Source organism: Mesorhizobium sp. M5C.F.Cr.IN.023.01.1.1 (assembly GCF_003997585.1).
Lineage (GTDB): Bacteria > Pseudomonadota > Alphaproteobacteria > Rhizobiales > Rhizobiaceae > Mesorhizobium > Mesorhizobium wenxiniae.
The window spans coordinates 33753-47556 of record NZ_RZSU01000028.1 but is presented as its reverse complement, the minus strand read 5'-3'; the positions used below and the strand labels follow the sequence as shown (position 1 = coordinate 47556).

Genomic DNA, 13804 nt, shown 5'->3' with positions numbered 1-13804 from the left:
TGAGGGGTGTTGGACGGAGTGCTGTCGGTGCCTAGCTGGAGCACCCCTCATCCGTCGCCTTTGGCGACACCTTCTCCCACAAAAGGGGGAGCCAACCTGCCAACGCCTCAAACTGTCTATGATCTGTTGCTGTGAGTGCACGTGACCTCGCTCGGCGCGACCGTCACCCGCGAAGGCATTCGCTTTGCCGCATGGTCGTCGGCGGCCCGCCGGCTCTGGGTCTCAATCTTCGACGAGCAGGGTAACAGGGAGATCGACCGGCTCGAACTCCGGCCGGAAGGCGAGGGCGTTCACGGGCTTTTCGTTGCCGGCCTCGCTGCCGGCACCCGATACGGGTTTCGCGCCGATGGCGACTATGCGCCCGACAAAGGGCTCTGGTTCGATCCCGACAAGCTGCTGGTCGACCCATATGCCGTCGAGATCGACAGGCCTTATATCTATGATATCAGGCTCGCCGCACGACGGGGCGAGGGCACCGATACCGCGCCGCTGCTGCCGAAAGCGATTGCCGCCACCCTGCCGCAACCGGTGCCTGCCTTGCCGCCGCTATTCCAGCCCGGTGGCCTGATCTACGAAGTGCCGGTGCTCGCCTTCACAATGCTGCATCCGGACATCCCGAAGCCCCAGCGCGGAACGATTGCAGCTCTTGCCCATCCGGCCATCGTCGAGCACCTGAAAAAACTCGGGGTCGGGACGGTCGAACTGATGCCGGTGACGGCATCGATCGATGAGCGGCATCTGCCGCCGCTCGGGCTGCGTAATGCCTGGGGCTACAACCCCGTGACCTTCATGGCGCTCGATCCGCGCCTGGCGCCCGGCGGTCTCGCGGAATTGCGGCAGACGGTCGCCACGCTGCGTGAGGCCGGCATCGGCGTAATCCTCGACCTCGTCTTCAACCACACCGGCGAAAGCGACAAGCTTGGGCCGATGCTGTCGCTGCGCGGCCTCGACAGCCGCGCCTACTTCCGACATTGGCCGGACGGCAGCTTGGCTAACGACACCGGCACCGGCAACACGGTCGCCTGTGATCATCCGATCGTCCAGGAAATGATCCTCGACACGCTTCGTCACTTTGTCCGCCATGCTGGCGTCGACGGTTTCCGCTTCGATCTGGCGCCGATTTTGGGTCGTGTCGATGGCGTGTTCGACGCCGCGGCACCGTTGCTCAGGGCTATTCGGGACGATCCGGCCCTTGGCGACCGGGTGCTGATCGCCGAACCCTGGGACATCGGCCCGGACGGCTATCAGCTTGGCAATTTTGCGCCGCCCTTCCTCGAATGGAACGACAAATATCGCGACGACATCCGCCGGTTCTGGCGCGGCGATAGCGGCATGGTCGGCGCGCTGGCGACCCGGCTTGCCGGCTCGTCCGACGTGTTTGCCAAGCCAGGCCAGCAGACAAGCCGCAGCGTCAATTTCATCGCCGCGCATGACGGCATGACGCTGGCCGACATTGTTGCCTACGAGCACAAGCACAATGAGGCCAATGGCGAGCAGAACCGCGATGGCCACGACGACAACTTGTCCTGGAACAATGGCGTCGAGGGTGATACCGGCGACCGGGGGATCGTTACGGCCCGTTTCGATGACCAGTGTGCGCTGCTCGCGACACTGTTTGCCTCGCGCGGCACGGTCATGCTGACCGCCGGCGACGAATTCGGTCGCACCCAGAAGGGCAACAACAATGCCTATGCGCAGGACAACGAGATCACCTGGCTCGACTGGACCGGGCGTGACCAGGCGTTGGAACAATGCGCCGTTTTGCTCGCCGCGATGCGTCGTTCCGTGCCGGCGCTTTCCGACACGCGCTTCCTGACCGGAGAGCCGCGGCCCGGGTCAGAAATACCGGACGTCGTCTGGCTCACTGAAACCGGCATGCCGCTCGATGAGGCAGGCTGGCACGATTCGGGGCGGTACCGCCTGATCATGATGCTCGGCGGCGATGATTGCCGCCTTGCCGTGGTCATCAATGGCGATCGCCGGGCGTGTATGTTCACGCTGCCGGAGCGCGACGGATTTCGCTGGGAGCCAGCCATCGAAACACCGGATAGCGCAGCAGGAGTTTCACGGCCGGTGCCGGGGCGAACGGTGAGTTTTATGATCGAACACAAAGCCGCGCAGGCTCAGATAAAGGAGAACGGCGGTGGCAAATGACAACGCCGAGTGGTGGCGCGGCTGCATCATCTACCAGATCTACCCGCGCTCCTTCCAGGACACGGCAGGGGACGGCAGTGGCGATCTGCGCGGCATTGCCTCAAGGCTGGCTCATGTCGCATCGCTTGGCGTCGACGCCGTCTGGCTGTCGCCCTTCTTCAAGTCGCCGATGGCCGATATGGGTTACGACGTGTCCGACTATACAGCCGTCGATCCGATGTTCGGCACATCAGAGGATTTCGAGGCGGTGGTCGCCGAGGCGCACCGTCTCGGCCTGAAAGTCATTATCGACCAGGTCCTGTCGCATTCGTCCGACCGGCACGAATGGTTCGTCGAAAGCCGCGCGAGCCGCGATAACCCTAGGGCGGACTGGTATGTCTGGGCCGATCCGAGTCCTGACGGCACCGCGCCCAACAACTGGCTGTCGGTCTTCGGCGGCCCCGCCTGGGAGTGGGACGCGACCCGCAGACAATACTACATGCACAATTTCCTCGCCTCGCAGCCGGACCTCAATTTCCACAATCCGGAGGTTCAGGACGCCCTGCTGGAGACGGTGCGGTTTTGGCTGGAGCGCGGCGTCGACGGGTTTCGGCTCGATACGGTCAACTACTATGTCCATGACCGCTGGCTGCGCAGCAACCCGCCCCTGGCGTCGAGCGTCGCCGGCACGAACACCGAAACCAATCCCTACCTCTATCAGGAGCATTTGTTCGACAAGACGCAGCCCGAGAACCTCGCTTTCCTCAAGCGTTTTCGGGCGCTGCTCGACGAATATGAGGGCCGCGCCGCTGTCGGTGAGGTCGGCGACGAAACCCGCTCGCTGCAGACGCTCGCCGCCTATACCGGCGGCGGGGACAAGCTCGACATGTGCTACACTTTCGACCTGCTCGGTCCGCAATTCTCGGCGGCGCATGTACGTGGATGCGTCGAAGCGTACGAGAGTGCTGTCTCCGACGGCTGGGTCTGCTGGGCGTTTTCCAACCACGATGTCGTTCGCCACGCGACCCGCTGGACTAGGCCCGGCGGCGATCCGGAAAGGGTGGCGAAGTTCTCGATCGCGCTGCTGTCGTGCCTGCGTGGATCGATCTGCCTCTATCAGGGCGAGGAGCTCGGGCTGGAGGAGGCGGAATTGGCGTTCGAGGATCTGCGCGATCCTTACGGCATCCGCTTCTGGCCGGGATTCAAGGGCAGGGATGGATGCCGCACGCCGATGGTCTGGGAGAAAGGCGCCGACAATGCCGGGTTTTCAACAGGCGAGCCGTGGCTCCCGATCCCGGAAAGCCATCGCGCCCGCGCGGTTGATGTCCAGAGCGCCGAGGAAAAGTCGGTTCTAGCCAGCTACCGGGCGATGCTGGCGTTGCGCAAGCAGCATGCCGCATTGGTACAGGGTTCGATCCGGTTCCTCGATGCCGAGGGCGATGTCCTTGCCTTCATTCGTGAAGGCGACGGCGAGAAGCTGCTCTGCGTTTTCAATTTCGCCGACGAGCCGGCCAGTTGGCCGTTGCCGCAGGATATCGATGTCGCAGAGACGATCGATCTTGGCGCTGGTGCCGCCTTGCAGGAAAAAACTCTGTCGCTGCCGCCCTTGAGCTGTTTTCTCGGACGAGCCGGCTGACCTCTCTACTTGGTCCTCATTGAACGAGCACGGAGCGCCCGCAAGTCGCGCCCATGACCCGGACGTCTGCCTCGCCGACATGCACGCCCAGTGCCGCAAGCACGTTGTAAACCAATTCGTCGACCGGCGCCGTCACGCCGTTCAGCAGCGCCACCACTGCCGGCTTCACCGTTCCAAGCAGGGCGGTTACATCAAGCCCGAGGCCCAGCGCACTGACCGAAAGCGACAAATTGCTGACCAGCGACGTGGTGAGAGATTGCGTCAGGTTTTTCGTGGAAGCGGTTTTTATCGTCTTGTTTGCGATTTCGGTGTTGTTGAAGGTCAGTATCGTCGGATCGTTGTTGGCGATCTCAAACGCCGCAGACCCATTCACGCCGATCAGATTCAGGGTGAGAAACAGAAGCTTCACGCTGACCTGCGCGATTTCGGCATTTTGAAACGACTGTGGGTTGCTGAAATCGGCGAAGGCGGAGGGGCTGTTGTCGGCATCGCTGGCGCCAAGGTGCAGCGAGGCAAGGCCCGGACGTGCGGCAATGGTAACCTTCAAACTGTCGGGGTGCCCCGTCGGGCAGCTGATGTCGGTCAGCTTGGCTTCGGCAGAGGCCACCTCGACATGCAGCGGCAGTTTGACGGCCAGCAGGCTGATGCCGCCACCGAGATTTGCATTGCTGCCGCCGACGGACGCCACCAGCTTGATCCGCGTCTGCGCCGTACGCACCACGGCGCCCTTCTCGCCGATTGTCAGCCATGGCGAGAATTGCGCCGGTTCGCCGATGGCTACGGCAAGCGTGGTCGAGGTAAGCCCCGGAATGGTGGCTCCGAGATTGACCTGGACCTGGTTCGAACCGTTGGCCAGTGCAGCGGCGGTGGTCAGCATGCCCATGGCGCTTGCATCGACGGAAAGGCCAGCCGGCTTTTGTCCGAGGCCCAACTGGCCAATTGATCCAAGGTCGACAAGATGATTGAGCGGGATTTTGACCGTGCTGGTGGCTCTGGACGCGATTGTCTGCAGAACGAGCTTGCTGCTGCTGCCAACCGTTGAAACGTTAGCTAGGGCCGTGGCCACCTGGCCCACAGTCGCTTTTGATGCCAGCACGTCTGAATAGCTGACGCCTGTCAGTTGCAACTGGACGGCAAGAGCGTCGACGAACGAAAGCACATTTACATCGGCCGAGATCAGGGCGTTATAGTCCATGACGCTGAGCGAGATGTTAGTGCCCAGGAGGCCGCTGAGAAGCGAGTTCAAGATGCCGCCATTGACGCTGAGAAGTCTGGACCCGACCGAGAACATCGCCTGTGGCGTGACGCTGGCAAGGGCTTCGGTGCCGATGACCGGCGTAGGGATAAGCGAACTTGCGAAATAGCGGGCAGGAATCTTTTTCAGTGCGACATGGACGGCATTGTACGGCGTCTTGCCGGCCTCGAAGCGCTTGTCGACGCCGAGCGACGACTCTGGTGAGTATCGGCCGGCGGTGACCGACACGACGGTTTTTCCGAGGGCAGGGGCGATCGTCTGTCCTGCCTTCTGAACCACGATACCCGGCATTCCGTTGTCGCCGAGCGTGGTCACCACCGCAGCCTCAATGTTGTTGATGTTGGAGGCGGCGGTGATTGCCGCCAGATCGGTCATTGCCTGGGCTTCCCGGCGCTCCGTGTAGATCGAGCCTTCGTCGATGGCGAAGGCGGCCAGCGCCAGCGCGAACGGTGCACACAGCGCTGTCATGACGGTGAAGTTCGCCTTCAGGTCGCCAAGCATTGAGCAGGCGACCCGGCCGATCCTCTCCAGCAAGGGTTCCGACATTCAGATGCCTCCAACCCGGATTGTCGACTGGCGTGAGATCGTGGTTCCAGGCATGGGCAGTGCCGGGAACAGGTTCCAGACTGGCAGGTTACGGGCATCATATTGGATGGACACGACGAACTGGTTTCCGTCGGCTGTGCTGTCCTTGGCCTGATAGGTCAGCTTGTCGGATTTGACGAAGGGATATCCGCCGGCATTGTTGTTGACGAAACTGGTCACCAGCGCCTGGCGCTCGCCTTCGTTCAGCCCGGCAATCGCCGTGCGGGCGGCGTCCGCCGCGATTTGCTGCACGGAGTGGCTTGCACCGAAATAGATGCCATACGCAACCATTCCGAGCAAAAGTAAGATAAAAATGGGTGAAAGCAGCGCGAACTCGATCGCGGAAGTTCCGGACTGGTCTCTAAACTGGCGAAATTTGAGTGTTAACGAGTGCATTTTACACCGCAGTACAGAGATTGTCTTAGTTTCTGTGCTGTTCATGTCCTTCGCCCGTCGAGACATACCGAACCCTGCAAGTTGTAACCCCTGGTTGCTTAAGGCCGGATTAAGACATTTCGGCAAAGTGGAATCGACGACCAGTTTCTTGCCGGAAACGAGTGCTTGAAGCGGGAGAAACGGCGCCAAGCGCATGGCTTCGACTGCTGTTCTGCCGGTCCCGAGGTGGCTGTCGCTGCGCCTTACTTAAGGTGACCTCACGAGCCTGTTGAAATAAAAAATCGCCGCGTTACTGTTTGGCCACCAGCTGCCGGAAAGGGAACCGGCGGCGCGCTCAAAGGGGCCATCTAATCGGTTTCGGGGCGTCAACACTCAAGAGGCGCAGCTGAACGGCCGCCTCGACAGGGAGAACTCCATGCTGAAAAATATGCTGAAGGCGACGGTGTTCGCCACAACCATGGCCTTGGCTGCCGGCACGTTCTACACGCCGGCCTTCGCCGAGGTCGTCTATAACCGCGGCACCGCCGCCGAATCGGAGTCGCTCGACCCGCACAAGACCTCGACAATTTACGAAGCAAATATTTTGCGTGACCTGTTCCAGGGGCTGACCATGCAGGACGCAAAGGCGAACCTCATCCCGGGCGCCGCCGAAAGCTGGACAGTATCGGACGACGGCACCGTCTACACCTTCAAGCTGCGCAAGGGCGCCGTCTGGTCGGATGGCGCTCCGGTCACGGCAGATGACTTCGTCTACGCTTTCCAACGGCTGGAAGATCCGGCCACCGGCGCCGAATACGCTTCGATGCTCTATCCCGTGAAGAATGCCGAGGAGGTGAACACCAAGAACGCCAAGCCCGAGGAGATGGGCGTCAAGGCAATCGACGCAAATACACTGGAAGTGACGCTGAAGGCGCCCACGCCCTATTTCCTTGAAATGCTGACCCACCAGGCGGCCTATCCGGTCAGCAAGGCCTCGATCGAAAAGCTCGGCGCCGATTGGATCAAGCCGGGCAATCTGGTCTCCAACGGCGCCTTTACACTGGCGGAGTGGGTTCCCAACGACCACATCAAACTGGTCAAGAATCCGAAATTCTGGGACGCTGCGAACGTCAAGCTCGACGTCGTCAACTACATCCCGACCGAAGATCGTTCGTCGGCGATGAAGCGCTTTGAGGCCGGCGAACTCGACAGCTACGACGACCTCCCGACCGAGCAGCTCGCCGACCTCAAGGCCAAGTTTGGCGATCAGATTCGCGTCGGGCCTTACCTCGGTACCTATTATTTTGCGATCAAGACCGACAAGGCCCCGTGGGACAACGTCGAACTGCGCAACGCCATCTCCATGGCAGTCGACCGCGATTTCCTTGCCGAAAAGGTCTGGCAGAACTCGATGCTGCCCGGCTATTCGATGGTGCCTCCAGGCATTGAGGGCTATACGCCGGCAGTGGCCAAATACGCGGATATGTCGCAGATCGACCGCGAGGATGAAGCCAAGAAGGTACTCGAGAAGCTTGGCTATACCCCCGAGAAACCGCTGAAGATGGAAATCCGCTACAACACGTCGGAAAACCACAAGAACACTGCGGTCGCCATCCAGGAGCAGTTGAAGCCGCTCGGCGTCGAAATCACGCTGCTCAACACCGACACCAAGACCCACTACTCCTTCCTTGAGCAGAAGGGCGACTACGACGTGGCGCGTGCTGGCTGGATTGCCGATTACAAGGATCCGGAAACCTTCCTCGGCATCTCCCGCAAGGCAAGCGGCAACAACTATTCGGGCTACAACAGCCCGGAATTCGAGAAGGCCATGGACGAGGCGGCCGCCGCCGGCGGCAAGCCCGAAGAGCGCATGAAAGAACTCGCCGAGGCCGAGCGCATCCTCGTCGACGAGGTCGGCAACATCCCGCTTCTCTACTATAGCTACAAGGATATCGTTTCTCCGAAGCTTCATGGCTTCGAGGATAACGTTATGGACGTGCATCCGTCCCGCTTCATCTCCAAGGACTGATCTCCTTGGCCGGACTGCCGCTCCTTTACAGCGCCGCGCGTCCTTCGGGACGTGCAAAGGGCGCTGTAACGCCTTGATTTTGCGCGTGATCCTTTCCGAACCTTCGGTTCGGGTCATGCGTTAGGGGCGGCGGCTCCGGTTTGCTAGCAAAGCGGGGAACCGATGCTGCGATACGTATTCCGGCGGCTCCTGACCGCCATCCCGACGCTGTTCGTCATCGTGACCATGGCGTTCTTCCTGATACGTGTCGCGCCTGGCGGCCCGTTCAATCAGGAGCGGGGCCTCAGCCCCGAGATCAAGGCCAATCTTGAAGCGCAGTTCGGCCTCAACGACCCGCTCTGGCTGCAATATGTCCACTATCTCGGCAATCTGCTGCGCGGCAATTTCGGTCCGAGCTACAACATGCCGGATTTCACCGTCACCGAATTGTTTGCCAGGGGCCTGCCCGTTTCAATCCAGATCGGCGCCTCGGCCCTGATCCTGGCACTGCTGCTCGGCGGCCTCCTCGGCACTGTTGCCGCGCTCAACCAAAACAAGCTTGCCGACTACTCGGTGATCGCGCTGGCCGCTGCCGGCAGCACCATCCCGACCTTCGTCATCGCCCCGGTGATCCAGCTTGTGTTCGGCCTGACCTGGAAGCTGCTGCCGATCGGCGGCTGGGGCGATGGCGCCTTGCTCAACAAGGTCGGGCCGGTGCTGACGCTCGCATTGCCGCAGATCGCCATCGTCGCTCGCCTGATGCGCGGCTCGATGATCGAATCGTTGCGCTCTCACCACATCCGCACCGCACGCGCGCTCGGCCTGTCGGCCTGGTCGGTCATCGTCAAGCATGCGCTGCGCGGCGCCATACTCCCGATCGTCTCCTTTACCGGCCCGGCGGCGGCGGCGCTCCTCACCGGTTCGATCATCGTCGAGACGATCTTTTCTATTCCCGGCATCGGCCGCTATTTCGTCGATGCCGCGCTCAACCGCGACTACACGCTGGTCATGGGCACCGTGGTGGTGATCGCGCTGTTCACCATCGTCTTCAACCTGATCGTCGACGTCATGTATGCCTTCGTCGATCCGAGGGTGCGCTATGACTGACATCGCAGCCAGCGCTCCGGCCGTCGTCGGCCGCTCCCTATGGGGCGATGCCTGGGCACGGCTCAAGGCCAATCGCGCCGCCATGTTCAGCCTGTATTATCTTGCCTTTATCGCCGTAATCAGCGTGTTCGGGCCGTCTTTGCTGCCGCATCGATACACCACCATCTACGCCGACCATGTGCGCACGCCGCCAAGCTTCTCGGCCTATCCGAAGGCCGACATGATAGAAACCGCGCTCAATGAGGCGATCAAGCGCATGCGTGTCGACATCAAGGAGTGGCGGCAGGAAGGCAACCGCATCTTCGTCACCGTCACATCGCCCAAGCCGATCGACGACCGCAATGTCCGCTACCTCGACCGTTCGGATGCCTTCGATGATACAAAGATCGAGGGTAAATCGCCTGACGGCCTTGAAACGGTGATGAGCGCTTCGATCAGACAGCAATATTTCCTGTTCGGCACCGACAATACCGGCCGCGATCTGCTGTCGCGAACGCTGATGGCCGGGCGCATCTCGCTGGCCATCGGCCTGCTCGCCGGGGTTGTCGCGGGCGTCATCGGCGTGCTCTACGGTGCTACGGCCGGCCTTGCCGGGGGCAAGGTCGACGAGGTGATGATGCGCATTGTCGATGTGCTTTACTCGCTGCCGTTCATCTTCTTCGTCATCATGCTGGTGGTGTTCTTCGGCCGCAACTTCGTGCTGATGTTCCTGGCGGTCGGCGCCGTGCTGTGGCTCGACATGGCGCGCATTGTGCGCGGCCAAGCGCTGTCGATCCGGCGGCAGGAATACGTCCAGGCGGCGGAGGCGATGGGCGTCGGCCAGCGCGGCATCCTGATCCGCCACGTCATTCCCAACCTGCTTGGCCCGGTGGTCATCTACATGACGCTGCTGGTGCCGCATGTCATCATCCTGGAGAGTTTCCTGTCCTTCCTCGGGCTCGGCGTGCAGGAACCGATGACCAGTTGGGGCGTGCTGATCTCGACCGGCGCCAAGAACATCGGCACCGCCAACTGGTTGCTTTTGTTCCCTGCCTTCTTCCTCGTCTCGACGCTGTTCGCGCTGAATTTCGTCGGCGACGGCCTGCGCGACGCGCTCGACCCCAGGGATCGTTGAGATGGACACTTCCGAAACCATCCTCAGCGTCAAAGACCTTCGGGTCCGCTTCCGAACGCTCGATGGCGCGGTCGAAGCCGTAAAAGGCATCAACATCCACGTCAATTCAGGCGAAACCGTTGCCGTGGTCGGCGAATCCGGTTCCGGCAAGAGCCAGACGATGATGGCGGCGATGAGCCTGCTGGCCTCGAACGGCGAGGCGACAGGCGTCGTCGACTATCGCGGCCGCAACCTTTTGACCCTAAGCAAGTCCGAGCTCAATCAGATCCGCGGCCGCAAGATCAGCATGATCTTCCAGGAGCCGATGACCTCGCTCGATCCGCTCTATTCGATCGGCAATCAGCTGATCGAACCGATCCGCCGGCATCGCGGACTTGGCGCGGCGCAAGCGCGCGAAGAGGCGCTCAAGCTCTTGCGGCTGGTTCATATTCCCGATCCCGAGCGGCGGATGAAATCCTATCCGCACGAATTGTCGGGTGGCCAGCGCCAGCGGGTCATGATCGCCATGGCGCTGGCCAACGATCCCGACATACTGATAGCAGACGAACCGACGACGGCGCTCGACGTGACGATCCAGGCGCAGATCCTCATGCTGCTCGCCGAACTGCAGCGCAAGCTCGGCATGGCGATCGTCTTCATCACCCACGATCTCGGTATTGTCCGGCGCTTTGCCGACCGCGTCTATGTCATGCGCTACGGCGAAGTCGTCGAGGAGGGCGAGGCGGAAGCGATCTTCGTCAATCCGCAGCATGCCTATACCAAGATGCTGCTGGCCGCCGAGCCGACCGGAACCAAAGCGCCGCCACCGCCAAATGCGCCGGTCCTGCTCGAAGGCAGCAATGTCGAAGTGACCTTCAAGATCGGCGGCGGGTTTCTTGCTGGAGAGCCGCTGATCCTGCGCGCAGTCGATCACATTTCGATCAGGCTGAAACGAAACCAGACCATCGGCATCGTCGGCGAATCCGGTTCGGGAAAATCGACGCTCGGCCGAGCCTTGCTGCGGCTCCTGCCAAGTGATGGCCTCATCCGCTTTGGCGATCGCGATATTTCCGCCGCCGACCGACAGGCCATGCGGCCGCTGCGGCGTGAATTGCAGTTGGTCTTCCAGGACCCGTTCGGTTCGCTGTCACCGCGCATGACCGTCGGCCAGGTCATCACCGAAGGGCTGCTGGTGCATGAGCCGACCCTGTCGGGCAGGCAGCGCGATCTGCGCGCCGTCGAGGCCCTGCTTGAGGTCGGGCTCGATCCGAATGCGCGCAATCGCTACCCGCACGAATTCTCTGGCGGCCAGCGCCAGCGCATCGCCATCGCGCGGGCGATGATCCTCAAGCCCAAGGTGGTCGTCCTCGACGAGCCGACCTCGGCGCTCGATCGCTCCGTCCAGAAACAGATCGTCGAGCTGCTGCGCAAGCTGCAGGCCGACCATGAACTGTCGTATCTGTTCATAAGCCACGACCTCGCTGTCGTGCGCGCCATGGCCGACTACATCATCGTCATGAAGCAGGGCAAGATCGTCGAGGAAGGGCCGACCGAGGCGATCTTCAGCAATCCGCAGGCTACCTACACGCAGACGCTAATGGCCGCGGCCATCGACGTCACACGGTTTCGCTTGAGCGCATAGCGCAGCCGCTGAGGGCCGCGGTGGTTGAAGGCACGTCCCTCGGTATCCTACATCCAGAAACGCACGAGGCAGCGCTGAAGCGCGAGGTCGAAACGGAAGCTCAGGCTATTCGCGTTAACGTTTAGGGCAATTCCAGGAAAAGTGTTAAACGGTTTCCCGTCCGGAATTGCGCAAAACAAAGAGATAGAGCGGTTCGGCATTTCCGTGAAACGATGAACCGCTCTAAGATGATAAGTTGGACCTTGAGGGCAAGGCGACGCTTGGCCCGAGTGTTACCGAGCCTGGACGCCGCGCAAGCGGTCGGCACAGGGGATGGCGGGCGAGGCATGTCAGCTGTTCAAGATGGCGAGGGCGGCATGACCTCACATCAGGTCTTCAGCAACCCGGTCAAATTTCTTCAGGCCTATGCTTGGAGGCTTTCGCTTAAGAAGCCCCTGTTCAGTTGCGGCCGTCTGGAAGGCAGCGATCGCAGCGTGTTGGCTGCAGTGTCCGGCCAGGCATTCGTCAACCATTCGGATTGCTTCAAGTCGGGATGGCTTGCCCATGACTGGCCACGGTTGCTGAAGCGCTGTCTTAGCGTCGGCTATCGACGCGACCACCACCGGCTTGTGATTCAGGTAAATTGTAATCGGAATAAACGCCGTCATTTCTATCGCTCGCCAGGATTGAAGGTGGCTAAACGCGAAGGCATGGCGGTGGTTGCATGAACGCGCATCATCGTGCATTCAGATTGCCGCTGCCCGATGCCGTCGAGGCTGAACTGAGCATCTCCAACCGCAAAGTCCGTCTGCCGCGCCTGCTTCGCGAATGTGCTGTGCGCATAGACTGGCGCCATGGTTAGCGTAGCAGCGCCGGAAAGCCGCTCACCCGGACCTGCAGACTCGACGGATGGCGAACGTCCTCGCCCGAGTGACGGCGGCCCTTTCGAGGCTAGTAGCCGCGGCCGGTACAACCCCGGCCGGTATATCATTGTTAAATGACGGCTACGACGTAGGGTGCGATAGAACGTAGTCAGCAGCCACCCCTGAGCTTCTGAATGAGGGCGTTGGCTCTCCGAGGAATACCGCATGCCTATGCGTCACCCAGCAGACATCGCCATTTACCCTAATGACCTCGAAATGCTGCAACGGGTATTTATCCGGCATTGCACAGCCAACCAGTGCAGCATGGCATCGACCATGGCCCATGACGCAGCATCTGAGCTAATATCATTGTTCCAGGCCGGCATCGAGGACGAAGCCGAACTCGATCTCATCCTTTCTCGCCGCTCTCAGCCGTTTCGGAAGGCGGGCTAGGCTTATCGGCTTCGGTCGGCGAAGACGCCTTGGCCATGCCGCGGGTGAGATGCCGCCTAATCTGGTCAGCGGGAATGGAGAAGGTTGGAAGCCAGCTCCGTTCCCTCAGCCAGAATTTCACCATCGCAGTCTTTGAATGCTGCGCATCCTGTCTCCACGCGGCAATCCCTCGTCCTGAGCCGATTCTATTCTGCAAGTTTCGCAGCACTGCGGGTGGCTATATCGCCTAAGACAGCGTGAAGAAGCATTCCAACTTCCTGTTTGGCCAGCCCCGGTGCAATTCCTGATTCGGACAGTTGAATGAGAATTGTCTTGGCGGTACTGCGCCAGAAGGCATTCGCGTCCTCCCCGGTCTTCGATTCCAGGACCCGGGCGATACCTTGAACCAATTTTCGCCGCCGATGCAGCGGAAACACGGTTATGTTTGAATCACACATGATCACCTCACCCCTCAGTCTCGCGAATAAGCATCGGCGGGTTAAAAAATTTGGTTAACAGGCTTTTTTGACAGTGGTCGGCAATGGAATAGGGCGTCCGCCAGGCTCTGCGGACGGTGCCGCGATCGCCCCACTGGACGCGGCGGCATGGGCGAGTGCGAGTTCCTGCCAAGAAACATTGATGATGATGAGCGGCGGGGGATCGCGCCGGATAACGCCCAGAAGCTGCCCTTCGCCG

At 61.1% G+C, this 13804-nt stretch carries 12 protein-coding genes; 9 read left to right on the top strand and 3 right to left on the bottom strand.

All coding sequences use genetic code 11. The features are described 5' to 3' along the window. Positions 1-141: 141 nt before the first annotated feature. Together glgX and EOA78_RS14055 are read left to right on the top strand one after the other, a co-directional pair. Positions 142-2154 carry a glycogen debranching protein GlgX gene (gene glgX, locus EOA78_RS14060; RefSeq protein ID WP_127315646.1) on the top strand — a complete coding sequence of 671 codons (2013 nt, stop codon included), beginning with the start codon at positions 142-144 and terminating at the stop codon, positions 2152-2154. Next, positions 2144-3769 carry an alpha-glucosidase family protein gene (locus EOA78_RS14055; RefSeq protein ID WP_127315645.1) on the top strand — a complete coding sequence of 542 codons (1626 nt, stop codon included), beginning with the start codon at positions 2144-2146 and terminating at the stop codon, positions 3767-3769. Before glgX ends, EOA78_RS14055 begins: the two co-directional genes overlap by 11 nt. Positions 3770-3785: 16 nt before the next feature. Here the strand turns inward: EOA78_RS14055 and EOA78_RS14050 are convergent, their stop codons facing one another. Both EOA78_RS14050 and EOA78_RS14045 read right to left on the bottom strand, forming a co-directional pair. Further along, a complete protein-coding gene (locus EOA78_RS14050) occupies positions 3786-5570 on the bottom strand; it encodes a pilus assembly protein TadG-related protein (protein ID WP_127315644.1) in 1785 nt (594 codons plus the stop codon). After that, a complete protein-coding gene (locus EOA78_RS14045) occupies positions 5571-6005 on the bottom strand; it encodes a TadE/TadG family type IV pilus assembly protein (RefSeq protein ID WP_127315667.1) in 435 nt (144 codons plus the stop codon). A gap of 415 nt (positions 6006-6420) precedes the next feature. Between EOA78_RS14045 and EOA78_RS14040 the strand changes: the two genes are divergently transcribed. The 7 genes from EOA78_RS14040 to EOA78_RS14015 all read left to right on the top strand — a co-directional run bounded on the left by EOA78_RS14040 (position 6421) and on the right by EOA78_RS14015 (position 13129). Continuing rightward, positions 6421-8013 (top strand): peptide ABC transporter substrate-binding protein, encoded by a 1593-nt coding sequence (locus EOA78_RS14040; RefSeq protein ID WP_127315643.1) that lies wholly within the window; start codon positions 6421-6423, stop codon positions 8011-8013. 162 nt (positions 8014-8175) lie between these two features. Next, positions 8176-9099: an ABC transporter permease subunit gene (locus tag EOA78_RS14035; protein ID WP_127315642.1), complete on the top strand. Its 924-nt coding sequence runs from the start codon at positions 8176-8178 to the stop codon at positions 9097-9099. Further along, positions 9092-10213, top strand: a complete 1122-nt coding sequence (locus EOA78_RS14030; protein WP_127315641.1) for an ABC transporter permease subunit — start codon at positions 9092-9094, stop codon at positions 10211-10213. Before EOA78_RS14035 ends, EOA78_RS14030 begins: the two co-directional genes overlap by 8 nt. 1 nt (position 10214) lies before the next feature. Then, entirely contained in the window at positions 10215-11834 is a 1620-nt protein-coding gene (locus tag EOA78_RS14025) for an ABC transporter ATP-binding protein (protein WP_127315640.1), read from the top strand. Between the two features lie 326 nt (positions 11835-12160). Then, positions 12161-12541 carry a hypothetical protein gene (locus tag EOA78_RS37050; RefSeq protein WP_029355824.1) on the top strand — a complete coding sequence of 127 codons (381 nt, stop codon included), beginning with the start codon at positions 12161-12163 and terminating at the stop codon, positions 12539-12541. Further along, positions 12538-12675 carry a hypothetical protein gene (locus EOA78_RS37045; protein WP_164783748.1) on the top strand — a complete coding sequence of 46 codons (138 nt, stop codon included), beginning with the start codon at positions 12538-12540 and terminating at the stop codon, positions 12673-12675. The genes EOA78_RS37050 and EOA78_RS37045 overlap by 4 nt, the downstream gene beginning before the upstream one ends. Before the next feature lie 226 nt (positions 12676-12901). Beyond that, positions 12902-13129 (top strand): hypothetical protein, encoded by a 228-nt coding sequence (locus EOA78_RS14015; RefSeq protein ID WP_127315639.1) that lies wholly within the window; start codon positions 12902-12904, stop codon positions 13127-13129. Between the two features lie 185 nt (positions 13130-13314). Here the strand turns inward: EOA78_RS14015 and EOA78_RS14010 are convergent, their stop codons facing one another. Continuing rightward, positions 13315-13566, bottom strand: a complete 252-nt coding sequence (locus EOA78_RS14010; protein WP_127315638.1) for a DUF6074 family protein — start codon at positions 13564-13566, stop codon at positions 13315-13317. Positions 13567-13804 lie beyond the last annotated feature (238 nt).

Coding starts and splice junctions, on each gene's coding strand:
- EOA78_RS14050 (WP_127315644.1), bottom strand. CDS start 5,570: ATGTCGGAACCCTTGCTGGAGAGGATCGGCCGGGTCGCCTGCTCAATG.
- EOA78_RS14045 (WP_127315667.1), bottom strand. CDS start 6,005: ATGCACTCGTTAACACTCAAATTTCGCCAGTTTAGAGACCAGTCCGGA.
- EOA78_RS14040 (WP_127315643.1), top strand. CDS start 6,421: ATGCTGAAAAATATGCTGAAGGCGACGGTGTTCGCCACAACCATGGCC.
- EOA78_RS14035 (WP_127315642.1), top strand. CDS start 8,176: ATGCTGCGATACGTATTCCGGCGGCTCCTGACCGCCATCCCGACGCTG.
- EOA78_RS14030 (WP_127315641.1), top strand. CDS start 9,092: ATGACTGACATCGCAGCCAGCGCTCCGGCCGTCGTCGGCCGCTCCCTA.
- EOA78_RS14025 (WP_127315640.1), top strand. CDS start 10,215: ATGGACACTTCCGAAACCATCCTCAGCGTCAAAGACCTTCGGGTCCGC.
- EOA78_RS37050 (WP_029355824.1), top strand. CDS start 12,161: ATGTCAGCTGTTCAAGATGGCGAGGGCGGCATGACCTCACATCAGGTC.
- EOA78_RS37045 (WP_164783748.1), top strand. CDS start 12,538: ATGAACGCGCATCATCGTGCATTCAGATTGCCGCTGCCCGATGCCGTC.
- EOA78_RS14015 (WP_127315639.1), top strand. CDS start 12,902: ATGCCTATGCGTCACCCAGCAGACATCGCCATTTACCCTAATGACCTC.
- EOA78_RS14010 (WP_127315638.1), bottom strand. CDS start 13,566: ATGTGTGATTCAAACATAACCGTGTTTCCGCTGCATCGGCGGCGAAAA.